Consider the following 24,675-nt stretch of genomic DNA (forward strand, 5'->3'; position numbering starts at 1 on the left):
GTAAACTGATAAAAAGGTACTGACCGACATTTAAAAAATGTCAGCCAGTACCTTTTTCATTTCTTCAGCAAAAACCTGATGTCCCGTTACTGTCATATGAACACCGTCAGGCCCCAATTCAACAGGCCAGATAGATGCATTAGCAAAATGTATATGAAGTTTTCCTGCAATATCTGCATAATAATCTCCAAGTTCACGACAAGCCTCATCCAATGCGGCGGATGAAGGTGCCATTTTACCAAGTACTGTTGAAGGGGGAGCGATCAACAATATCTGTTCCGTCCTGCAGACGTTTGGCTGTGTATTCAGAAGTTCTGTCAGAAACTGCTCCATACGCACAGCCACTTTGGCACTTCCGGAGCGAACCATGGTCAACAAATCATTCGTGCCGAGCATGATCGTCAGCAAATCAAAATCCGGCTCCTGACGAAGAAAATCTGCCAATTCATTGAACTCCCATCGGTCCGATGGAATCTCCCGCCCGTTCTCTCCCAAATTTACAACCTCATATAAACCGGAATCATGAAGAATCCCTGTCCAGCGACTGTCCGCAGCATGTCTTCCGCCTACAAAACCGCAGGCACCATAAGTATTGGAATCACCATAGCATATGATTTTATGAGTCATTTGCAAACCTCCTATTTGTCATTGTAGGTATCAAGGAAATGATGAACCTGTCCATTCTGTTTGTAGGCGATGATTGTGCTGAGATTCACATTTTCCACACTCTTGAAAATATTGCCCTCCACGAAAGGATTCACTTTCTTAAGTTCACTGATCAACTGCTTGATCTCCATTCGTTTGGAAGCAGATGTCCCATCCGGACGGCAGGAACTGCAGGTATCCGTGAATCTGCAGGCACACTGAATAAAGTGCAGGCCGTTCAAATCACGCCACTGCTTGATATCATCCTCACGGATCAAATACATCGGACGGATCAGTTCCATCCCCTCAAAATTGCTGCTGTGCAGTTTCGGCATCATGGTCTGCACCTGTGCACCATAAAGCATCCCCATCAGAATAGTTTCAATAACATCATCATAGTGATGACCCAATGCAATCTTATTACACCCCAGTTCTTTTGCCTTGTTGTACAGATGACCGCGACGCATTCTTGCACAAAGATAACATGGAGATTTTTTGATATCGTACACTGCCTCAAAAATCTGAGATTCAAAAACAGTAATCGGCACCCCCATGATCCGTGCATTATTTTCAATGAGCTTTCGATTAACCTCACTGTAACCCGGATCCATGACAAGGAAAACAAGCTCAAATGGAAACTTATTGTGCCGCTTCAATTCCTGGAACAGCTTCGCCATCAGCATAGAGTCCTTACCGCCGGAAATGCAGACCGCAATCTTGTCTCCGGGCTGAATCAGATCATAGGTATTGATGGCCTTGGCAAATTTGCTGAACAGTGCCTTATGAAAACGCCCCTTGCGAAGACTTTTTTCAATATCCTCCTGCTTGTCATCACCGCCAAAACTGGCCATCAGCCATGCGCTATAACCACCGGCCAGACTCACTGCATCGTAATCCAGCTCTCGCAGCTCAATTGCCGCATCTGCACTGGCCACCCCCTTCATGCAATATAAAATATATTTCTTATCCTTTGCAAGAGTTCCTTCTTTGGCCAGTTCAACAATATTCGGCATACTGACCGCCCCAGGAATCGCACCGTAACCAAAGGAAATCTCATCCCTGACATCTGCCAGCAGGTAAGAACCCACGGCCATGTCGGATAATTCTTTAATTGTTAGCTCTGCAGACTCATTCATTCTTTTCTCTCCATCCTATACAACTGTTGATGACCATTCAAAATTGTCCATCAGTGACCATTGGAAATTCCTTCTCCGTAAACACCGCTTTTTTATTGAATTTCTCATTAATATCCATCTCTTAGGGTAACATAGAAAATCTATTCCCGTCAATAAAAGCCTGCTATTTACGCAGCTTTACATGATTTTCTCCCTGTCGGATGAAACCTATTCCGTTCTCTGCAGCTGTAAAAATGAAGATCCGGAAGAGAAAAACCGTCCAGCCTGGTTTCTAATCAATCTTTTTGATCAGAGTTACTGGATCGTCGGCTCCGTCATCGGTGCGCTTCTCGGTCAGGTTCTGCCTTTTGATTTTACCGGCATTGATTTTTCAATGACCGCACTTTTTGTTGTCATTCTGCTGGATCAGGTACTGGCTCATCCTAAAATGGCCAGCCGCTGTGCCGTTACCGGGCTTCTTGCAGGCATTATCTGCTTGTTTATATTTGGTACAGGTAATTTCCTGCTTCCGGCCCTTATTGTTACCGTTTTATTTGTCACTGCTTTTACACAGGCTGAAAGAAGAAAGGAACTGCCGTAATGAATCCAAGTCATTCTATTTTACTGATCGCCATTGCAGGTGTTGTTATTCTCCATATCTGGAAACGCAATACACTGTTAAGTTTGGCCGCCGGAACTATTTTGTATATGATCTTTATTCGATGCCTTCCATAATGCGTCTTGCCACAAACACACCGCTGGCAGATGCATGAGACAGAGAATGGGTCACACCGCTGCCGTCGCCGATAATATACAGGCCTTTGTGTTTTGTCTCAAGGTTTTCATCAATGGACACTTCCATGTTATAGAACTTAACTTCCACACCATAAAGCAAAGTGTCTCCATTGGCCGTACCCGGAGCAATCTTGTCCAGTGCATAGATCATCTCGATAATGCCGTCAAGAATTCGCTTCGGAAGTACAAGGCTCAGATCTCCCGGGGTCGCTGACAATGTCGGCACAACAAGGCTCTCTTTGATACGCTTTTCTGTACTTCTTCTTCCCCTGATCAAATCTCCGAAACGCTGTACAATAACACCGCCGCCCAGCATATTGGAAAGTCTGGCAATACTTTCACCGTAACCATTGCTGTCCTTAAAGGGTTCTGAGAAATGCTTGGCTACAAGAAGGGCAAAGTTGGTATTCTCTGTCTGCAGTTCCGGATTCTCATAGCTGTGACCATTCACTGTCACAATTCCGTTTGTATTCTCGGCCACAACCGCACCCTTCGGATTCATACAGAACGTACGCACCAAATCTTCAAACTTCTCTGTTCTATAAACAATCTTGCTTTCATACAATTCATCTGTTAAATCTGAAAATACAACCGCCGGCAATTCAACACGCACACCGATATCCACACGATTGGATTTAGTTGGGATATTCATCTCCTGACAGACAGTTTCCATCCACTTACTGCCGCTTCGGCCAACGGAAATAATGCACTGTTTGCAGAAATAACTCTCCTTAGCCGTATGAACACCATAGCCTTCAGCTTCTTTTGTCACATGCTCCACACTACAGTTAAAGTAAAAATCAACTTTATCCTTCAGCTCGGCAAAAAGCTGTTCCAGCACAATATAATTCACATCTGTACCAAGATGTCTCACAGATGCATCCAACAGATGCAGATTGTTCTGAATACAGATCTTCTTAAACTTTGTATCACCTGTTGAGTACATGCGTGTTTTCTCGCCGCCATGACTCATATTGATATCATCTACATAACGCATCAGCTCCATGGCCTTTTTCTTGCCAATATATTCATGCAGCGTACCGCCGAATTCATTGGTAATATTGTATTTTCCGTCAGAAAAGGCACCTGCACCGCCAAAGCCGCTCATAATAGCACAGGAAGGACATCCTACACAGGATTTAACTGTATCTCCGTTGATCGGACATTTTCTCTTTTCAAGCTCTCTGCCTTTCTCAAAAACCGCAATCTTAAGCTCCGGTTTCTTCATGGCCAGCTCCCATGCTGAATAAATACCGCCCGGTCCTGCACCGATTATAATCACATCATATTGTTTCATTCTTTAAATCTCCCTATATTCTCGTTCCGCTAAAAACATTGCAGTTTTAAAAACTCTCAAGTTTCTCCTGTGTCATATGCTCCACAACTGCCACTGCCAAGTCGACTGCTGCCTCAAAATCACTGTAGGATGCAATGCCATAATGAGAATGGATATAACGCACCGGTATACCAATGACAATGACCGGAACACCGCGTCCCGTCAAATTCACGTAAGCCCCATTGTTGCCGCCTCCTGCACGAACAGAAGCCTGACACGGAATACTGAGCTTCTCAGCCAACTCAAATGTATCACGCATATAGCGCGGATTGGCTATCATAGATACATCCATAAACCGCAGCATCGGACCTTTCTTCATAGCTGTCTGAACCGCATAATCTTCAGTAAATGTATCATCGGCCGGGCAGCCTTCAAAACAGATTGCAACCTGAGGTGCTGTATTCTGAACTGCCACCTGAACACCGCGTTCTCCCACTTCTTCCTGGGCAGACATCACGCCCCTGACTGCAAAAGGCAAATCTTTATCACTAAGACGCTTCACTGATTCCAGCATAGCCGCACAGCCAATTCTGCAGTCAAATCCCTTACCAAACATGATATCATGTTGTTCATCATACGAAAAATCTACAGCTGATACAGCCGGTTCACCTATTCTTACACCAAAATTCTCCACGGCATCTTCATAGGATACAGCCCCTACATCAATGACCAGATCTGCAATATTGAGGGGCTTTCCTTTTTCTTCCTCAGTCATAAAATGCACTGGCTTTGCTGCAATAATACCCGGAATCCAAGTGTTAAACTTTGTATGCACCATGACCTTTGATGCCGGAAGGATATTTGGATCCCATCGTCCTAATGTAAGGAAATGCAATGTTCCTTTTGGTGTAATCGAATGAATCATCATCCCCACTTCATCTCCATGAGCATCCAGCATAAATACCGGTTTATCTGAATTCTGACTCTTCTTCGGTGTCACATAAAGATTTCGAAGATGATCCTCTTCCACTGCTGCAAATGTCTCTGCAAATTCCCCTGCCACTGCGATGGAGGCATCCTCAAACCCGGAAGGTGCCTTCGCCTCTGATAATGCTTTGATCAATTCCAGACTCTCTGTCTTTGTACTTCTCATTCTTCATGTCCTTCTTTCATCTTTTGTGTCAGATTATCCAGCTCGGAAGCCGTAAATCCCGGCTTCCATTCTCCATTCTCCCAGGACGAATTCAACCATTCCAGCACCTGTGCCTTGCCCTCCTCACTAAATGGAAAAAGCTTCGTTGTCTTCAGCTCATCCGCTGTCTTCTCATAAGCGAAAGGTTCCGGCCATATCGCTACAAGAAGACCTTCCTCCTTGATTGTCCGGCCTTCCTCATCCTTTGTCTCTTTCTGTTTGACAATTCGGTATCTCATTCCCTGATAGCTTCCGGTAAATGGATTCCCGTAATTATAAAAATTCAGGGATAATATATCATCCGATGTTATCACCTGATCACCACCCTTATCATTATTTTGCCAATTTCCATCTTTGAGCTTTTCCCATATTATATTGCCAGATTTCTATATTCTGTCCTTTTTGTGCAGTTCCTCCTGTCAAGTCCAAACAACTTGTCAATGAATTCTTCGGCAGCAGGTAGTAACTTCCCGTACCATCTGGTAATACTCTCCATAATGCGGCCGTTGAAGACTGTTCCACATTCGCACCAGAATTTCCTGACTGCCCTGTCACACTAAGATACTTTCCAGAACCGACATTCTTTATTTTATAGCAGCCTTCCCCGGCATAACTGAACGCAAACTTTCTATAATTATTATCTGCTTTCGTCCACAACAATATATTTGCTCCGGAAGTATTCTTATTACTGTCTACTGATAAGGCATACTCTGTATTTTCTGCACTGCAAATATAATATATACCTGCTGTTATTGTTTGTTCTTCTTTATATACCGCAAATCTTTTATTTACAAGTGTCACCGTGCCTGCACTGTTTGTTGCCGTCACTTTATACTGATAAACACCAGCCGTCAGATTTCCGAATTTAATACTTGTATCAAGATTCTTCAAATCATACTTTTTAGCATTTGGATTCACTTTTTTGCCGATTTGTCTGGTTCCATTTGTATCATAAACCCCTACTTTTACAGATGTTAAATTACTATCTGAACTAATTTCTCCTCTTATCGAAAAGGATGTCCCTTCTTTTTGATTTTGAGGCTGTGTCTGTCCGGTAATCTTTGCAGTGGTTTTTGCAGTACTGGATGCGGACTGTAATTTCCATCTCTGGGCCTTTCCCATATTATATTGCCAGATTTCTATATTCTGCCCTTTTTGTACCGTTCCTCCTGCCAAATCCAGGCAGCTTGTTGATGAACTATCCGGCAGCAAATAATAACTTCCTGTACCATCCGGCAATACTCTCCACAATGCAGCCGTTGAAGACTGTTCTACATTTGTACCAGATACTCCCGATTGTCCTGTCACTGCAAGATACTGTCCTGAACCGACATTCTTTATCTTGTAATAACCATCCCCTGCATAACTGAACTCAAACTTCCTATACTCATAATCTGCTTTCGTCCAAAGAAGAATATTCGTTCCTGAAGTATTTTTATCATTATCTACTGATAAGGCATAGTCTGTATTTTCTGCAATACTGATATAATAGGTTCCAATTGATATTGTTTGTCCATCTTTATAGACTGCAAACCTTTTGTCTATCAATGTCGCTGTGCCGGCGCTGTTTGCCGCTGTTACCCTATATCTGTAGATACCTGCCGTTAAATTACCAAACTTAACACTTGTATCAAGGTTTTTCAAGTCATAACTTTGAGCATTTGGAGCAACATTTTTACCAATAACCGTTTCCCCTGATGTATTATATATACCCACTTTTACGGATGTAATCTTACTATCTGATGTTATTTTGCCCCGGATGGAAAATGAGGCACCTTCTGTCTGATTGTCAGGCAATGTCTGACCACTAATTTTTGCAACCGTCTTAGAAGTTTCTGAAACGGACTCTAATTGCCATTTCTGAGCACTTCCCATATTGTATTTCCAAATTTCAATATTCTGCCCTTTCTGTACAGTTCCGCTTGTTAAGTCCAGACAACTTGTTGATGAACTTTTGGGCAATATGTAGCAGTACCCATCTTCATCCGGTATAATATACCATAACATTTTATAATCTGACTGTTGTACATTCGCTCCAGATTTACCTGATTCCTGATTGACACTAAGATACTTACCTGACCCGATGTTTTTTATACTATAATATCCACCACCCTCATAAGTAAAAGCAAACTTTCTATACTCATGATCCGCTTTGGTCCACAGCATAATATTCGCGCCTTCTGTATTCTTATTATTATCTACCGACAATACATATCCATTATCCTTTTGAATTCCTATGTAATAGGTCCCATTATCGATGGTTGCATTATGTCCAAGAACCGCAAAACTCTGTTTAACGACAGTTTCTGTGCCGATTTCATTCTTAGCAATTACTTTGTAATAATACATGCCATAATCCAGATCATCGAACATAATACTATTTTTTATTTGTGAAATATCATAGGATACCGCATTTGGATTAACTGTTTTGCCTGAAATTAAATCTCCATTTTTATTATAAATACCTACTGTAACAGAAGTTAAATTTTTCTTTGAAGAAACTGTGCCCTGAACATCAAAACTATCCCCCACAAATAATCTCTCCGGCACATTATAATCCTTGATAGAAATATCATTTTGGACTTTTTCATACCAGAAATCTCCGTCTATACCTTTGCCGTCTTCTTCAGGAATGCCATTGACATGGATTGTTTCTGAATACTGCCAGAAATCATAAGCACCTGAATAAGAACTCTGCGTTGTATAGTGCGCCAGCCAGATTTTATACTTACTACTGATTGTACTGGCATTTAAATTATTTGAAAGTGTACTTTTATTCGCATAAACCATCGGATCATAACCTAAAGATTCAGCATACTTGCAAAAAGTCATACAGATTTCTGTTGCTTTGTCTTTTGAAAGATGTGCGTCATATAATCTGCCACCTTCTCCATTATTTACATAGGCATACTCAAAATCCATAACCAGTGGTAAATCCAATGAATACCCCTGTATCGCATCAATGACAAAATCTACTTCTTCTTTTGCTTCTGCATTCGTAATAGCCTGAGAATAAATATACACACCTACTTTTATTCCCTGTTTTTTCGCACCTTCTATATTCTTCTTGATATAAGTATCTTTGACCAGATTTCCAGCCGATCCCCAGCCTCTATAGGCAGCACGAATAATAGCAAATTCAACACCATCGGCTTTTGCTTTTGCCCAGTCAATATCTTTTTGGTAGCTTGACACGTCTACACCATAATGGATCTGATATCCTTCGTCATATCGTGAATTATGTACATAATTCTGAGGTTTCGCACTCATCAGACTAATGCCATATTCTTTTTGCATTTCTTTCCCATACTGCGGATCATCTGCATAATATGAATCCAGCTCTGTTTCAGTTTCAACTTCACTTTCAGTTTCATATTCCGTATCATCCGTTTGATACGATTCCTCAAATTCAGTCTCAGATTCCGAAAATTGTGTTTCTGATAAATCTGTCTCCTTATCATAAGATTCCTTTGTTGAATTCTCAATCCCATCAAATTCTGACACAGCCACGTCTGTTTCTTCATTCGATTCAACAAACACATCTGCCTCCGCAAAAGCTGCAGACGGCAGTGAAACCAGCATAGACACTGCACATGCTACAGCAATTATTTTCTTTTTCATAGCCTTTGCTCCTTCCTTTCTTTGCATTTCTAGCTTAACAGCTGCTACCTTGAAATGCAAGCCCTCTTTTTTACTCACAGGTCTATTGCTTTTTTTCATAGCCTCAGTCATTGATATTTTCCATGCGAAATGATATAATGGCTGTAACGCTTTAACTTGCGGTGTCTGATAATCATCCATTGACACTGTCGGCAGTGTTCAGAATATCACGGGAACCAAGGATGCTTTAATTCCTACCACTTACATATAACATTCCATTGATTCTCTGTACATTCTGCCGGGCAGATGAATGAAATGATATCACAGAAGGATTTTTATTTGACATCGTGAGTTTTCGTGTTGTTCAGAAGATTTTTATCTGAAAATGACCCGTATGCAGTGGAACTTCCACCGTATACGGGTCATTTTTACGATTCTGTATTTTTTCAAAGAAACCTGACCGATCACGTTCACCTAAATGAGATTCTCATGCATCAGATAGATCATTCCGCCGATCAATCCGCCAAAGACGCCTGCATAGGCCGTGATCAGAAGGATATCCATCTGATATAACGCCTTTGGTATCTCCAGGATATCACAGCCTATCTGGCAAACCAGCCATGTCAGATCACACCAGAGCAATGTATGCACCAGCAGGAACAGGCTGACCGGACGCACATGTTTTCTCAGTGCCAAAATATTCAGTTCATACCACATACGCTTTATCATCATTCTCTCCCGCCTTTCTTTTATCGCTCCTGTAATCTCATTGCACGGCTTAATTCTCTGCCTCATCCACATGCTTGCCGGTAATGGAATAAATAACCCATTCGGCAATATTAGTGGCATGATCACCGATTCGTTCAAAATATTTGGCAACCATCAGAAGATCCGCCGCTTCAAAACTCTTCACATGATTCTCCTGAATGCGTTTCACAAGTGCCATTTTGATCTGATCGAAGAGATCATCTACTACATCATCATTGTCAATGACATTATGTGCGACTTCCAAATCCTTTGTTACATAAGCCTCTGTGCCACGGACAACCATCATCATTGTCTCATTGGCCATTTTCTGAATCAAGGAGAGTTCTGCGATATCCGATACATCTCCCAGCTGAAGTGAGAGCTCCGCAATATCCGATGCCTGATCGCCGATTCGCTCCATATCTGTGATCATCTTCAATGCTGAGGAAATCTGTCTCAGATCTCTTGCCACCGGCTGCTGCTGAAGCAGAAGTTTCATACACAGTGCTTCAATATCGCGTTCCATGTGATCAATATCCATATCATAATCAATGGTCTGCTTTGCTTTATCCGTATCGTGACCAATCAGGGCATAAACACCCATTTCGATGGCTCTCTCAATCATATTGCCCATCTCAATAATGTCGTCATTAAGCTGCTTTAACTGTAAATCGAAACGATTGCGCATTAGCCAAACCTCCCTGTGATATAATCTTCTGTTCTCTTATCTCTCGGCATAGAGAAGAGTTCTTCTGTTTTGCCATCTTCAATCACTTCACCCAGCAGGAAAAAGACGGTTCTGTCTGAAACACGGGTCGCCTGCTGCATATTATGAGTGACCATGATGATGGTATAATCTTTTTTCAATTCCAAAACCAGATCTTCAATCTTGGAAGTTGAGATTGGATCCAAAGCAGACGTCGGTTCATCCATCAGGATGACATCCGGCTGTACAGCCAGTGCTCTTGCAATACAAAGTCTCTGCTGCTGTCCACCGGAAAGTCCAAGGGCACTCTTATTTAATCTGTCCTTTAATTCATCCCAGATTGCGGCTCCTCTCAGTGAGCGTTCTACAATTTCGTCCAATTGGGATTTTTTGTGAATACCATGGGTTCTCGGTCCATAAGTAATATTGTCATAAACACTCATCGGAAAAGGATTCGGTTTCTGGAAAACCATACCTACTTTTTTTCTCAGCACATTGACGTCCATATTCGATCCGTAAATGTCCTCACCGTCCAACGTCACTTTACCGGTAATCTTGCATCCTTCCACCAGATCATTCATACGATTCAGTGATTTTAAAAATGTTGATTTACCGCAGCCGGACGGTCCGATAAATGCGGTGATCTCGTTGGCCGGAAGCTTCAGGTTGATATCCTTGAGCGCCTTGAAATCACCATAATATAAATCAAGATGTTCTACATTAAATTTATCCATATCTATTCCTTTCTCTTTCTTCTAGGCCTTCGTAAATTTCTTGGCGATCAGTGTAGATAATCCATTGATAATGATAACAACGACCAGCAGCACAACCGCTGTTGCATAAGCCTGATCCGTATGCAGTCCTTCACCGGATAACACATACATATGAACCGCCAGTGTTCGTCCGGATGACATCAGGTTTTTTGCAATATCCGGTACAGTTCCGGCTGTAAAGATTAAAGCTGCTGTCTCACCTACAATACGACCAATAGCCAGAATAATACCTGCCAGTATACCCGGAATTGCTGACGGCAGAACAATTCTAAAAACGGTTCTCAATTTACCGGCTCCCAGTCCATAACTACCTTCACGGAATGAATCCGGCACTGACAAAAGGGCTTCCTGCGTCGTACGCATAATAGAAGGCAGAATCATAATGGAGAGAGTAAATGCACCGGCCAGTATAGAATATTTCCAATGGCAATAGGTAACGAAAAACAGCATACCGAAAAGGCCATAGACAATAGAAGGAATACCTGCCAGTGTTTCCGTTGTCACACTGACCACTCCCACAATCTTATTTCCTTTTTTCGCATACTCAACCATATAAATAGCTGAGAAAATACCAAGCGGCACTGCAATCAAAAGTGCCAGAATCGTCATAATCAGCGTATTAATGATCGCCGGAATCATGGACACATTTTCTGATGTGTAAGTCAATGAGAACAGGTCTGGACTGAGATTTGGGACGCCTTTAATCAAAATATAAAATATCAGGTAACCCAGCACGCCAATCGTAATAATCGCTGAAAGTAAAACAAGTACTGCCAGAAGGAAAGATAATTTGCTTCTTTTATAAGCTTTCAGGCGCTGTCCAAAAGTGACTTTATTAATTGCTTTAACGCCGTCTACTTCACTCATTATTTCTCCCTCCTTTTAATAACCGAGAACAACAGATTGATCAAAAGAATAAATACAAATAATACAACACCCGTCGCAATCAATGCTTCTCTGTGAATACCTGTTGCATACCCCATTTCAATGACAACATTGGCTGTCATGGTTCGTACACCCTTAAATATACTGTGCGCCATCGCCGGCTGATTACCTGCTACCATGATAACCGCCATTGTTTCACCGATCGCACGTCCAATACCAAGGACAACGCCAGCCAGAATGCCGGATTTAGCAGCTGGAAGCACCGCAAAGAATACACTTCTTTCATGATCTGCTCCCAATGCCAGAGATCCTTCATAATAACTGTTCGGCACTGCACGAATCGCGGATTCAGAAACACCGATAATGGTGGGAAGTATCATAATGCCTAACAGAATGGATGCTGCCAGCATAGAATTACCTTTGCAGTTAAATGCCGCAAATGTATTTCGGAGCAGTGGCACCAAAACTTCCATACCAAAGAAACCATAAACAATCGATGGGATACCCGCCAGAAGTTCTACTGCCGGCTTCAAAATTTTATACAGGCTGCCCGGGCAAAACCTTGCCATGAAAACAGCCATAAATATACCAATTGGAACACCAATGATGATGGCCCCTGCTGTAACATAAATACTGCCGAGAATCATCGGTAAAATACCAAATAAGTTATTGCTTGGTTTCCAGACAGTTCCTCCAAGGAAATTCAGCGGTCCAATCTTACCAATGGCCGGAATACCACTTGAAAAGAGGAAAACACAAATCAGTAAAACTGCCAGAATAGAAACACAGGTCGCCACCAGAAAAACGATTTCCATTACTTTTTCTTTAACTTTCATAAATACTCCTGCATCCTAAAACATGGGGACTGTCCGGAGACAGCCCCCAATTCATTGACTCGAATACTGCTTACTGAACATCTGCCCAGACTGTTGTTTCACCTGTGAAGATAGATTTTACCTGGTCACTTGTCAGGTTCTCTACAGGGTTTTCATTGTTGACAATAACTGCGATACCATCCTGTGCAATTGTTGTTGCTGTTACACCTGTTTCTGTATCTTTCAGATCTCTGGAAGCCATACCGATATCACAGATACCTTCCTGTGTAGATGTAACACCTGTTGTGGAATCGGATGTCTGGATTTCAATATCTGCATTTGTGTTCACTGCAAGATAAGCTTCTTTTAATTTTTCCATAACCGGAGATACACTTGAGGAACCTGCGACAACGATTTTACCCTCAGGCTTACTGCCTGCATAAGCTGCTGCATTCTGATCAATCTTGATGTAACCGTTCTGTTCAATGATATCCTGACCTTCAGCACTCATAATATAATCTACAAAATCCTTTGCCACATCACTGAGTCCGTCTTTTGTTACAATATTAAACGGTCTTGCTACTTTATATGAACCATTTGCTACATTTTCTGTTGTTGCCTCAGCACCGTCAATTTTAGCTGCCTTGACTGTATCATTTAAAGAACCAAGTGAGATGTAACCGATTGCATATGGATCACCGGCTACGCTTGTCATCATAACAGCTGTACTGTTTGTGATATTGGCCTCTACTGTTGTATTATCTACCTTTGTACCATCAGCGGCTTTCTCTTCTACACCAAACAATTCAATGAAAGCGCCTCTTGTACCTGAACCATCTTCACGTGAGTTAACACTGATTTCTTTGCTTGTATCAAAATCGCCTGCTGCAGCAGCTTCTGTGGCAGCTTCCGTAGCGGCACCGCTTGCTGCTGTTGTTTCCTTAGATGATGAACTTCCGCATCCTGCAAGGCTTCCTACAACCATTGCAAGTGTTAATGCTGTACAAATAAATTTTTTCATTTTTCATTTCTCCTTCTCGTTGAGATTTCTTTTTTACTACTCGACTTCTCGTGTCGCTATTAAAGATAAAACTTCCATGTAAAATCTAAAACCAGGGAAATGTAAAATTCATGAAAAAAATACGAAAATTCAGGGCGTGCGGCCCCAGACATAAAAAGGCTTCAAAAAGGCCATTCAGTCACAGGATTGCTTCCGCTGCCAACGTCTGGCAATGGTACATAAGGCAGTACAATACACTGTCTAAGTACCAGCCGCCGTTGAAGCCCCTGTGTCTGAATGGCCTTTTTGAAGCCTATTCTAAAGCTTTTTACCGCGCGCTATTAAATTTTCAATACTGTTTCACCTAAACCTCTGTCTAAGTAATTTTTTATCATTTCTTACGCATTTAAACAACACAGCATTCTGCATTTATTATTTTATGCCGGATTAACGTGGACCATGCAATGTTTGACCAATGGGAACTGATGCTCTATGGCATGATGGACATTCTCAGCAATGGCATGTGCCTCCCACAATTTTTTATCACCATCCGCTTTGATCTCAATATCTACATAATACTTTGACCCGAAACTTCTTGTCTTCAGAAGGTCAATGTCTTCTACACCCTGAATATTCATAATGCAGTCATGCATTTCATTCACGGTTTCCTGATCGCATGATTTATCCGTCATCTTGCTGATGGCATCTCTGAAAATATCGACAGCTGCCTTGACAACAAACAGACAGATGACAACACTGGCCAAAGGATCCAGCATAGGAAATCCCATTCTGGCTCCTAATATACCCACAAAACTGCCTACAGATGATAATGCATCTGAACGATGATGCCATGCATCTGCCATTAACGCACCGGAATTAATTTTCTTCGCTGCATTTCTTGTATACCAGTACATGATTTCCTTGACCACAATAGAAATGACTGCCGCTGCCAATGCCAATATACCCGGTATCGCCAATGTATCGTAATGACCGGCTATCAGTTTCTGTACACCTGTCAATCCGATACCCACACCGGTAACTCCAAGAAGGATTGCCAATATAATAGAAGCAACGCACTCAAATCTGTCATGTCCATATGGATGGTCTTCATCTGATGCCTTACCGGAAATCTTCACACCTATGATAACAATAATTGTACTGAATACATCCGATGCCGAGTGAATAGCATCAGAAATCATAGCTCCCGATGATGCCAAAAGACCGGCAATCAATTTAAAAATAGATAGCATCAAATTCACAGCAATACTATTCGCTGAAACCTGCATTGCAATTTGTTCATTTGTCTTTGCTTTTACATTCTTCATAAATAACGCCCTCCATTCTGAAAATGAAACGATTTTGCTACTCGCTCTCTCCATATTCTGCAGCAGATACTCCTCATTCAATATAAAAAGCACCTGCGGAACACCAACTGTCCCACAGATGCTTCATCATTCCATTCATCTGCTGCCCGAAAGGGCCCGGCTGCAATCGCTTATAAAAAGTGCGCCCCGCCTGATCAGTTTGTACTGTATAGATGCAGTGCAAAGAGATTATCATTAATATAATACGCAGATATCAGGTTAGTCAAGCGTAATATTATGCTTTTTTCAAATATTTATTGGCAACATAATAATACCTGCCGTTGTAATAAATTTTATACCATGTATAATCGCTTGACTTTACACTATAATCTGAAACAACCTTTACTTTAACTCCCTTATTAAATGTACCGGCTATTTTATAATTCGTACCTGCCCCTGTCCTATAATTAACTTTTTCCGTTGTTTTATAATCGGACAGTCTCTGTGTAAATGTTTGGACAATACCTGTGCCATTATATCCCGATAACGTAGAACCTTTATACGCACGTACTGTATAGCTGTAAGTCAGGCCCCCAATTGCACTGCCATCATTATACGAAATCGCTGATCCCTTCTTGGTAGTTCCTATTTTCTGCCACTTACTGCTGCCCGTTTTCCGATAGATATAATAACCGGAAGCACCACTGACTTTATTCCATGATATCTGCATCCCTCCCTGCTTTGAAACAGCTTTATTTAACTGAGGGGTCTTTAGACACAATACTTCTTTGAAGGAATTATAAAAACTAAATGTGCTGTTTTTATACGCACGAACTGTATAGATATAAGTTTTGCCATTGACCGCGGTCTTATCTGTATAGTTCAATGTATTTGCAGAATTTTTGGCAATCCGTGAATATGAACCGCCTTTCTCTTTACGATAAACAATATAACCATCTGCCCCGTTAACTTTATTCCAGATGATTTTCACGCCATTCATTACATTTTCTCCACTGGTCAATGACGGACATGACAAATAGGCAATTGTACTCGTTGATTTATAGTAGCCCATTATACTGCCTGACACTGCACGGGCTGTATACACATAAGTCTTTCCGCTTGATACATCCTTATCGGTATAATCTAATGTACTTCCGGAAACTTTGGCAATTCTCGAATATGAACCACCGCTTTCCTTGCGATAAACATAATAATTCTTAGCACCATTTACTTTATTCCAGTAAACTTTCACTCCACCGGATACATTTTCTGTCTTGGATACTGTAACTGTTGAAAGATAAATAATACTCTTATAGGCCGATTTCTCTGACTCTTTTAAATTGGCATTACCAGATGTATCTTTCTTAAGGTATTCTGAAACAGCATAATAATCACTTCCTGCATAGTGTATTTTATACCATGTGTAACCATCTGTTGTCTGTGAATAACCGGGAACAACCTTTACACGTGTTCCTTTATCCAGCGTTCCCGCCTTTGAATAGGATGTTCCTGGACCAGTTCTATAATTTAAAGCCTCTGTAGTAATATATGTATCATATAAATCTTCACCTTCACAGGCTGCCACTGCATAATAATATGTCGTACCACTTTTAACATTGCTGTCTGTATAACGATCTATATCCCCACCGTTTACAGTTCCTATATGCTCCCAGGCATCTGATAATGAAGTTTTTCTATAAATACTGTACCCGGAAACACCTGCCTGAACTTTCCATTTTATCCAGACACCAGACGCAGTATTCTGAATATCTGTCAATTCAGGTGCCGCCAGTGTCTCTGTTCCATACTGTTCCCAATATGTATTTTTAGCAAGATTGCCTCGTGTCACAGAGACGGTCTCTCTGTTGGCCGGAACTTCAAAATTATAGCACCAGTACCATCCTGCATCATAGGCACCATCCGCTGTATTCTTCTCGTCCAACATATAATTGTAAATCTTGCTGTAACTATTGACCAATTCATATTTCAAAAAGGCCAGCTGCCCCTCAAGTGTCGTGTAATCCAAGTTGTTCGACTTACAATAATTAATTAAATTCGTCTTGCGATCTGCATGCCATTGGCAAATACCGTAGCTTGTATTATTATCTCCTTCCATATGAGGATCAAATCCAGACTCATAATAAATATTTGCCAGCACACCGCAGGCGGCGGCTGAATTCATCTTCAATTCATCCACCAGATAATTAAATACAATTGTTGTATTCGAACTCTCACTATTTGAAGACAACAGTGAAATACCATCACCGGCATACAAAAAGACACTAATATACGGAACTTCCGTCAATAAATCCAGATCTGCCGATAATTGATACTGTGTTTCATCAAACAAAGGGCTAAACTGATAATAATGACCTTCCGTCTCCTCATAATCCCCGGTGACGCAATACCAGGTTACCGGAACCGTATATACTTCTTTACCTCCATCCAGATAAACATTCATTGTCTTCGGCATAACCTCAACCAATTCTTCCAAGGATGGTTTATCCGCATAGGCTATATCTATTCTGCGATCCTCCTCTGCCAGATCCTGCACACCTGTAATCGTATGCATCTCTATCTCAGTCTCGGTCTCAGTCTCGGTCTCAGTCTCGGTCTCAGTCTCAGTCTCCATACTTTCTGTCTCTGTACTTTCTATATCATCGGATCCCGGTACTTCACTATCATCGATATACGCTATCTGATTGTCTGCTTCTGTTTCTGCAATATCCGTTTCTTCCGTCTCCTGCACAGCAGATTCTGTCTGTAAAGCAACATCCGTCATTACCTCCTGAGCATAGACAATCTCCGGACGAATCTGCGCCAAAATAAGAACGGACATTAAACATCCTGCCAAAAGTCTTTTTCCTATCTTCTTCATGCTAACATTGCTCCCCTCTCTCTCATACTCATCTTCTTTTTATAATAACACTTTCTTAACAAAAGCGCAATATTTCATACATATTTAAGATAAATATGATCGTATATAGGAACAACTTCTTAATAATTATTCAATCTTATCTTTATCGTAGACAACATATATATACTTGATATCTTCCACGGCTCGACATTCTTCCCGATGTTTGAGTGCTTTCTGCCCCGTTCTTGGATGTGTAAATGTCCTGTCTGTCTCCGGATTAATACAGCTAATCGTCCTCAGCAGATCACTCATAATACTTATCGGAAAAATGATCCCCCGATGCGCAGCCACAATTCCCAGTATCGGAAGCAGCTTGATATCCATCAAGTGCTCAACGTATTCTGAGAGTCTGGCACTGGTATCAAACATGATCCACAAACTATCACTGATATTGTCCCCGGAAAAAAGAAGTCCTGTTTCATGATCAAAAACCACAATGGATCCGACGGTATGTCCCGGCATAAAGAAGATTTCTTCTTTCCTTCCGCCAAGATCAAAAATCTGCCCATTCTTCAGCGGTTCAAAATGCCGCGTATGCTGTGCACTCCATTTCTCCTGATCAAAGTCCTCGGGCCACACGTCCGGCAGTCCTGCTGCCGCACGGTCTCTTTTGAACTTCTCCACGATCAATGTTTTCTGAGTCGCTTCGTACCAGAGATAGGTCGGCACATCCATCATGTTCATATAAACCATCGGAAACTGTGAATTTCCTCCGCAATGATCTGTATGGCCATGGGTCAGCACGACCTCCAACGGCTTATCCGTCAAAGTCCGGACAAAACCGGCCAGATCTCCAAAACCATACCCTGTGTCAATAAGAAGTGCTTTCTCCTCGCCGATGATCAATGTGGTATAGACATTGCCCGGTTCATAAATGTGAAAGATGTTTTCTGCCAGTTTAATCGGCTTGTAATAATTTTCCTGCATGCTTGTCACTCTCTTTCTGTCGTTCTGAAGCTCTCCCGTTTATCATTATACCACGCCGATATCCCCATCAAAAGTTTTTTCTCTGTGCTAAAAATAATGTCTATATAAAAACAAAAAGACGCCATCAACAGCGTATGATTCTTCATCATCGGCTGCTGACAGCGTCTTTTATCTGCTACCACTCACGGGTAAGTAATTCAATTCGAGCTGCGGCACGGGCCCATGCACGTCTTGCGCGGGCAATATCCGTATCCGGACCTGGATTAGTGATACGCTCTCTCGCACGGGAAAGCGCAGCTTTTGCTCTATCCAGATCGACTTCCTCTGGCCATTCGGCAATTTCCGCCATGATGCTGACCTTGTCTGGCTGTATTTCTACAAAACCATCATGAATCGCAATATGTCGGATACTTCCGTCAGCCATTGTGATATGAGTGACTCCCGGCGCCATCATGACAGTCACCGGAATATGTCCCGGAAGGACGCCAATCTCGCCTTCCGCAGTTCTCATTTCAACCATTTTGACAGATTCATCACACATCAGACGATCCGGTGTAATGATCTGCAGCTGCATCAAGGCTTCCATATCTCATCCTCCAGACTTATTTCACTTTGGCAAGAACGTCATCAATATTACCTGCCATCAGGAAATAGCTTTCAGGAATATCATCATATTTACCTGCAATGATTTCCTTGAAGCCCTGGATTGTCTCAGACAGCGGTACATAACGTCCTTTCAGACCTGTAAACTGTTCTCCTACGAAGAAAGGCTGGGACAGGAATCTCTGAACTTTACGTGCTCTGGACACAACCAGCTTATCTTCTTCTGAAAGTTCATCCATACCAAGAATAGCGATAATATCCTGTAATTCTTTATAACGCTGAAGAATCTCCTGTACGCTTCTGGCAACACGGTAATGTTCCTCACCAACAATATGAGGATCCAACATACGTGATGTGGATTCCAGCGGATCAACGGCCGGATAAATACCCAGCTCAACGATGGAACGTGAAAGTACCGTTGTTGCATCCAGATGGGTGAATGTCGTTGCCGGAGCAGGGTCCGTTAAGTCATCGGCAGGTACATATACAGCCTGTACGGATGTGATGGAACCTGTCTTTGTAGATGTGATACGCTCCTGAAGCGCACCCATTTCCGTCTGCAGTGTCGGCTGATAACCAACGGCACTAGGTACACGGCCCAACAGAGCGGATACCTCTGAACCAGCCTGTGTAAAACGGAAAATATTGTCAATGAAAAGCAGCACGTCTTTGCCGGTATCACGGAAATATTCTGCCATTGTCAGTCCTGTCAGACCGACACGCATTCTTGAGCCAGGCGGCTCATTCATCTGTCCGAATACCATGGTTGTCTTGTTGATAACGCCGGATTCAGACATTTCTGTGTAAAGGTCATTACCTTCACGGGTACGCTCGCCTACACCTGTGAATACAGAGTAGCCGCCGTGCTCTGTTGCGATATTACGGATCAGCTCCTGGATCAGGACGGTCTTACCTACACCGGCACCACCGAACAGACCGATCTTACCACCCTTCTGATAAGGGCAAAGTAAGTCAACGACTTTGATACCTGTCTCAAGAATTTCCTGCTCATCAGACAGATCTTCAAAAGCAGGTGGTTTTCTATGAATCGGCAGGTGTTCTTCAGCCTGTGGAGCTTCTTTATTATCAATTGCTTCACCGAGAACGTTGAAAATACGTCCCAGTGTCTTTTCACCTACAGGCACCATAATAGGGCCGCCTGTAGCGATAGCCTCCATACCTCGCACAAGACCATCAGTAGGTCCCATGGAAATACAGCGGACAGTATCATCACCCAGATGCTGAGCAACTTCAACAACGAGTGTTGAGCCGTCTTTTCTGGTAATGCGGATGGCATCGTTTATCTCAGGAAGATTTCCGTCGGCAAACTTGATATCCAGTACCGCACCGATAATCTGAGTGATTTTGCCAATACTATGCTCTGCCATATGCTGCTATCACTCCCTTCTGTTTATTTAAGCGCTTCTGCACCGGATACGATTTCGGTAATTTCCTGTGTAATCGCACCCTGTCTTGCTCTGTTATAGCTTAATGTCAGATTCTCAATCATATCCTCTGCATTGCTTGTTGCATTATCCATGGCTGTCATACGGGCACCGTTCTCAGAGGCAACGGCATCCATCATACCACCGTAGATAACACTATTGATATACTTCGGAATGACTGCATCCAGTACTTCTTCCGGTTCCGGCTCAAAATTCATCAGAAGCATTGGTCCGTCTTTCTTCTCTTCGGCTGTTTCCTCTTCAGGAACAGCTACAGGCAGAAGACGGATCATCTTCGGAATATGAGTGATCGTATTCTTGAAGACCGTATAGGCCATCCAGATTTCACCCACTTCACCGGACGAAAAGGCATTCAGCACATCACGGCCGATATCCATTGCTGCACGATACGTCGGTGCTTCAATGACATCGCCGTAATCCTTTGCTACGGCATAACCTTTTTTGGAGAGATTGTCACGTCCTTTACTACCTACTGTGTAAAGCTGCACATCTGCAGGATTAAAACCGGCACTGGTAACAGCCTTTTCAACATTACTGTTGTAGCCGCCGGCAAGGCCGCGATTGGACGTAATAACAATAACTGCCTTTTTCTGAGATTCACCCTGCATCAGATAACGATGGTGAATATTGCCTGATCTTGACAGGATAGAAGACACTGTCTCATACATCTTGTCAAAATACGGACGAGTGGTTTCAGCTTTGACTTTCGCCTTCTGAAACTTAACCGTAGAAACCAGTTTCATGGCTTTTGTAATCTGAGCCGTACTCTGAATACTGGTTTTGCGTCGTTTAATTTCTCTCATTGAGGCCATGCTTTATCACCTCTTATTTTCTTCCAGAAATACCTTCTTGTACTCTGTGATTGCCTTTACCAGACCTGCTTCGATATCTTCTGTCAATACCTTTTCTGTACGGATAGCTGTCAGAACATCATCGCACTTGCTGTCCATGTATTCAAGCAGACCTTTTTCAAAGTCAAGTACCTGATCTACAGGAATATCTGTCAGATGTCTTCTTGTAACGGCATAAATCATAACAACCTGCTTCTCAACCGGCATTGGCTGATACTGAGGCTGTTTCAGTATCTGCTGGATACGCTCACCCTGTGCCAGGTTCTGCAGTGTATCCGCATCCAGGTCGGAACCGAACTGTGCGAAGGACTGCAGTTCTCTGAACTGAGCAAGCTCTGTACGGATAGGACCGGCAATCTTCTTCATTGCCTTGATCTGCGCATCACCACCAACTCGGCTGACAGAAAGTCCGGCATTGATCGCTGGTCTGAAACCTGCGTTGAACATTTCTGTTTCAAGATAGATCTGTCCGTCTGTGATGGAGATAACGTTTGTCGGAATATACGCAGATACGTCGCCTGCCTGTGTTTCAATGATCGGAAGTGCAGTCAGTGAACCGCCGCCCAGATCATCGGACAGTCTGGAAGCACGTTCCAGAAGTCTTGAATGCAGGTAGAAAACGTCACCTGGGTATGCTTCACGCCCTGGTGGTCTGCGGAGAAGCAAGGAAAGTGTACGATAAGCAGCGGCATGCTTGGTCAAGTCATCATAAACAATGAGGACATCCTTGCCCTGCTCCATCCACTCTTCACCAATTGCACAACCCGCATATGGTGCGATGTACTGCAGTGGTGCAAGTTCGGATGCTGTTGCTGCAACAACAACTGTATAATCCATGGCTCCGAAGGATTCCAGTGTGTGTACAATAGAAGAAACTGTAGACTGCTTCTGGCCAATTGCAACATAGATACAAAGGACATCCTGTCCTTTCTGATTGATGATTGTATCAAGGGCAATAGCTGTTTTACCAGTCTGTCTGTCACCGATGATCAGCTCACGCTGACCACGGCCAATCGGGATCATGGCGTCAATCGCCTTAATTCCTGTCTGTAACGGTGTATCGACTTTCTTTCTCTCGATAACGCCATGGGCTACTCTCTCAATCTGTCGGAAAGCATTGGTATCAATAGGGCCTTTGCCATCAATTGGCTGGCCAAGGGAGTTTACCACACGTCCAAGCATTGCGTCACCAACAGGTACCTCAACAACTCGTCCTGTTGTCTTAACAACGTCACCCTCATTGATATTTCTGTTACTGCCAAGTAAAACGGCACCAACATTATCTTCCTCCAGGTTCATGACCATACCATAAACGTCACCCGGGAATTCAAGAAGTTCGCCCTGCATCGCATTCTCAAGTCCGTGAATACGCGCAATACCATCCGCTACCTGAACGACTGTACCAATATCTGATACTTCAAGTTCTGATTTATATCTCTTAATCTGTTCTTTAATAACTGAACTAATTTCTTCAGGTCTTAAATTCATGGAGCTTTCGGCACCTTCTTTCTAGCTGTTTAATATAGCCTTCGTCAGAGTATTGATCTTTGTCCGGATACTGTTGTCGGCAACCTTGTCACCGATCCGGATAACCAATCCTCCAATGATCTCAGGATCTACCTGATAATTAATCTCAATGGAGACATCACCTGTTGTCTCCAGAAGCCGTTTTTCAACGGCCGCCTTCTGCGCATCACTCAATGCACAGGCACTGGTCACATCTGCTATGCCAATATGCTGATACTTTCTGACAGCATCCAGGAAATAATCAATCATTCCCATAAGAAAATGCTGTCTTCCCGCCTGAATAACGGTAACAAAGAAACCGGTCACACTGTCAGAGGCTCTGCCATCCAGACAGTTTCTCATAACTTCCACTTTCTCTTCCCTCGTAATCTGAGGATGGTCCAGTAAAACCATGAATTCAGGGTTCTCAGCAATGGCTTCTTTGATGCTTCTTACCTCATCGGCATACTGTTCTACTTTGCCTTCTTCAAGACTCAGCTGAAACAATGCCTCTCCATACGTCTTATCAATTAATTCTGCCATGTTGATTCACCCATCTCATCCAGCATTTCCTGAATATATACCGCCTGCTTCTTGTCATCAAGAGTTTCTGCTGCCAGCTTGCATGCTGTGATAGATGCAGCCATGATCATATCATGTCTGACATCTTCCATAAGCTTCGTCTTCTTCAACTCAGCTTCTCTCTTCGCACGGGCAATCACTCTGTCAGCCTCCTGCTGTCCATCCAGCAGAATTCTCTCTTCCATCTGTGCAGCTTTCCTGCGTGTATTCTCAAGAATATCAGCCCTTTCACTTTCAAAATCAGCCAGTCTGTGCTCATAATCATTCTTAAGAGCCAGCGCTTCTTCTTTACTCATACGGGCTGTGTTGATGTCATCAGCAATCCGTTCCTGACGCTTTGTGAGCATCCCGGACAGCATATCTGAGACAAGGTATCCTATCAGGAAAAACAGGATGAACACATTGATCGCTGTAACAATTAATTCAACCATGCTTCACCACCCATTTCCTTCAGCGCTTCCTCAAGAAGGGCTTCGCCACGCTGTGGATCCGCATGATCTGCAAACCGCCCTGTCATTGCAAGTGCCAGTCCGCACATCTCTTTTCTCACATCCGCTTTGATACGCTGTTTTTCAGATACTGTTTCCCTGTCTGCCTGTTCCATGATTGCAGAGGCTTCTGACTTCGCCTGGTCAATAATGGCATCCTGCTGCTTCATTGCAGCTTTTCTGGATGCGGATAGAATCTCTTCGGCTTCTTTGTGTACAGCCTTCAGCTTTTCTTCATATGCTGCCTTTGATACCTCGGCTGCTTCCTGAAGCTGCTGTGCTTCATCTCTATCTGCTGCCACTGCCTGCTTTCTCTGTTCAAGAAAGGCACGCACCGGCTTAAAGAAGAGCCTGCTCATGATGGCGTACATGATCATAATCACAACAAACAGTACAAACGCATCGAACAGGAGCTGCACGTCAAGCCCAAACAATCTGTCCTCCAAGTTTAAGCCTCCTTTCAGAATATCTCTGTTTTATAT

24 protein-coding genes and 1 riboswitch are annotated in these 24,675 nt (G+C 42.8%); of the genes, 2 read left to right on the forward strand and 22 right to left on the reverse strand.

Annotated elements, in window-relative coordinates; genetic code table 11:
* Positions 1–30 precede the first annotated feature (30 nt).
* Both HED67_RS00395 and HED67_RS00400 read right to left on the reverse strand, forming a co-directional pair.
* Complete coding sequence (locus HED67_RS00395) at positions 31–627, reverse strand: GDSL-type esterase/lipase family protein (RefSeq protein ID WP_221717175.1); 597 nt, start codon at positions 625–627, stop codon at positions 31–33.
* An 11-nt stretch (positions 628–638) separates the two neighbouring features.
* On the reverse strand, positions 639–1,781 hold the full coding sequence (locus tag HED67_RS00400; RefSeq protein ID WP_221717176.1) for an ATP-binding protein: 1,143 nt from the start codon (positions 1,779–1,781) through the stop codon (positions 639–641).
* Between the two features lie 160 nt (positions 1,782–1,941).
* Between HED67_RS00400 and HED67_RS00405 the strand changes: the two genes are divergently transcribed.
* Positions 1,942–2,361: an AzlC family ABC transporter permease gene (locus HED67_RS00405; RefSeq protein WP_260702721.1), complete on the forward strand. Its 420-nt coding sequence runs from the start codon at positions 1,942–1,944 to the stop codon at positions 2,359–2,361.
* Positions 2,361–2,495 (forward strand): AzlD domain-containing protein, encoded by a 135-nt coding sequence (locus HED67_RS17480; protein ID WP_178441643.1) that lies wholly within the window; start codon positions 2,361–2,363, stop codon positions 2,493–2,495. The genes HED67_RS00405 and HED67_RS17480 overlap by 1 nt, the downstream gene beginning before the upstream one ends.
* Here HED67_RS17480 and HED67_RS00415 read toward each other — a convergent pair.
* The 20 genes from HED67_RS00415 to HED67_RS00510 form a co-directional block, all read right to left on the reverse strand.
* A complete protein-coding gene (locus tag HED67_RS00415) occupies positions 2,476–3,852 on the reverse strand; it encodes an NAD(P)/FAD-dependent oxidoreductase (RefSeq protein WP_221717177.1) in 1,377 nt (458 codons plus the stop codon). The genes HED67_RS17480 and HED67_RS00415 overlap by 20 nt on opposite strands.
* A gap of 46 nt (positions 3,853–3,898) precedes the next feature.
* Positions 3,899–4,984, reverse strand: a complete 1,086-nt coding sequence (locus HED67_RS00420; protein WP_221717178.1) for a M42 family metallopeptidase — start codon at positions 4,982–4,984, stop codon at positions 3,899–3,901.
* Positions 4,981–5,337 (reverse strand): GNAT family acetyltransferase, encoded by a 357-nt coding sequence (locus HED67_RS00425; RefSeq protein WP_260702720.1) that lies wholly within the window; start codon positions 5,335–5,337, stop codon positions 4,981–4,983. Before HED67_RS00425 ends, HED67_RS00420 begins: the two co-directional genes overlap by 4 nt.
* A 19-nt stretch (positions 5,338–5,356) precedes the next feature.
* Positions 5,357–8,644: an RICIN domain-containing protein gene (locus HED67_RS00430; protein WP_221717179.1), complete on the reverse strand. Its 3,288-nt coding sequence runs from the start codon at positions 8,642–8,644 to the stop codon at positions 5,357–5,359.
* Between the two features lie 453 nt (positions 8,645–9,097).
* Positions 9,098–9,355: a hypothetical protein gene (locus HED67_RS00435; protein ID WP_178441640.1), complete on the reverse strand. Its 258-nt coding sequence runs from the start codon at positions 9,353–9,355 to the stop codon at positions 9,098–9,100.
* A gap of 46 nt (positions 9,356–9,401) precedes the next feature.
* Positions 9,402–10,058 carry a phosphate signaling complex protein PhoU gene (phoU, locus tag HED67_RS00440; RefSeq protein WP_178441639.1) on the reverse strand — a complete coding sequence of 219 codons (657 nt, stop codon included), beginning with the start codon at positions 10,056–10,058 and terminating at the stop codon, positions 9,402–9,404.
* Positions 10,058–10,810 carry a phosphate ABC transporter ATP-binding protein PstB gene (gene pstB, locus HED67_RS00445; protein WP_015513235.1) on the reverse strand — a complete coding sequence of 251 codons (753 nt, stop codon included), beginning with the start codon at positions 10,808–10,810 and terminating at the stop codon, positions 10,058–10,060. The genes phoU and pstB overlap by 1 nt, the downstream gene beginning before the upstream one ends.
* A 21-nt stretch (positions 10,811–10,831) precedes the next feature.
* On the reverse strand, positions 10,832–11,716 hold the full coding sequence (pstA, locus tag HED67_RS00450) for a phosphate ABC transporter permease PstA (RefSeq protein ID WP_178441638.1): 885 nt from the start codon (positions 11,714–11,716) through the stop codon (positions 10,832–10,834).
* Positions 11,716–12,570 carry a phosphate ABC transporter permease subunit PstC gene (pstC, locus tag HED67_RS00455; protein ID WP_221717180.1) on the reverse strand — a complete coding sequence of 285 codons (855 nt, stop codon included), beginning with the start codon at positions 12,568–12,570 and terminating at the stop codon, positions 11,716–11,718. Before pstC ends, pstA begins: the two co-directional genes overlap by 1 nt.
* 70 nt (positions 12,571–12,640) lie before the next feature.
* On the reverse strand, positions 12,641–13,570 hold the full coding sequence (locus HED67_RS00460; protein ID WP_221717181.1) for a substrate-binding domain-containing protein: 930 nt from the start codon (positions 13,568–13,570) through the stop codon (positions 12,641–12,643).
* 416 nt (positions 13,571–13,986) lie between these two features.
* Entirely contained in the window at positions 13,987–14,874 is an 888-nt protein-coding gene (locus HED67_RS00465; RefSeq protein WP_221717182.1) for a cation diffusion facilitator family transporter, read from the reverse strand.
* 105 nt (positions 14,875–14,979) lie between these two features.
* Positions 14,980–15,082: riboswitch (NiCo riboswitch) on the reverse strand.
* A gap of 66 nt (positions 15,083–15,148) precedes the next feature.
* Entirely contained in the window at positions 15,149–17,731 is a 2,583-nt protein-coding gene (locus tag HED67_RS00470; RefSeq protein ID WP_221717183.1) for a phage tail tip lysozyme, read from the reverse strand.
* Between the two features lie 126 nt (positions 17,732–17,857).
* Positions 17,858–18,697 carry an MBL fold metallo-hydrolase gene (locus HED67_RS00475; RefSeq protein WP_221717184.1) on the reverse strand — a complete coding sequence of 280 codons (840 nt, stop codon included), beginning with the start codon at positions 18,695–18,697 and terminating at the stop codon, positions 17,858–17,860.
* Positions 18,698–18,872: 175 nt separating this feature from the next.
* Complete coding sequence (gene atpC, locus HED67_RS00480) at positions 18,873–19,283, reverse strand: ATP synthase F1 subunit epsilon (protein ID WP_178441752.1); 411 nt, start codon at positions 19,281–19,283, stop codon at positions 18,873–18,875.
* 16 nt (positions 19,284–19,299) lie between these two features.
* Positions 19,300–20,688, reverse strand: a complete 1,389-nt coding sequence (gene atpD, locus HED67_RS00485) for a F0F1 ATP synthase subunit beta (protein WP_221717185.1) — start codon at positions 20,686–20,688, stop codon at positions 19,300–19,302.
* A gap of 23 nt (positions 20,689–20,711) precedes the next feature.
* Positions 20,712–21,578 carry an ATP synthase F1 subunit gamma gene (gene atpG / locus HED67_RS00490; protein ID WP_178441751.1) on the reverse strand — a complete coding sequence of 289 codons (867 nt, stop codon included), beginning with the start codon at positions 21,576–21,578 and terminating at the stop codon, positions 20,712–20,714.
* A gap of 6 nt (positions 21,579–21,584) precedes the next feature.
* A complete protein-coding gene (atpA, locus tag HED67_RS00495) occupies positions 21,585–23,105 on the reverse strand; it encodes a F0F1 ATP synthase subunit alpha (protein WP_221717186.1) in 1,521 nt (506 codons plus the stop codon).
* 21 nt (positions 23,106–23,126) lie between these two features.
* Positions 23,127–23,666: an ATP synthase F1 subunit delta gene (gene atpH, locus HED67_RS00500; protein ID WP_178441749.1), complete on the reverse strand. Its 540-nt coding sequence runs from the start codon at positions 23,664–23,666 to the stop codon at positions 23,127–23,129.
* Positions 23,654–24,136 (reverse strand): F0F1 ATP synthase subunit B family protein, encoded by a 483-nt coding sequence (locus HED67_RS00505; protein ID WP_117539263.1) that lies wholly within the window; start codon positions 24,134–24,136, stop codon positions 23,654–23,656. The genes atpH and HED67_RS00505 overlap by 13 nt, the downstream gene beginning before the upstream one ends.
* The gene (locus tag HED67_RS00510; RefSeq protein ID WP_178441748.1) at positions 24,124–24,639 is read right to left on the reverse strand and encodes an ATP synthase F0 subunit B; all 516 of its coding nucleotides are present in this window, start codon (positions 24,637–24,639) and stop codon (positions 24,124–24,126) included. The genes HED67_RS00505 and HED67_RS00510 overlap by 13 nt, the downstream gene beginning before the upstream one ends.
* Positions 24,640–24,675: the final 36 nt, after the last annotated feature.

This window comes from Pseudocoprococcus catus (genome assembly GCF_019734885.1).
Lineage (GTDB): Bacteria > Bacillota > Clostridia > Lachnospirales > Lachnospiraceae > Coprococcus_A > Coprococcus_A catus.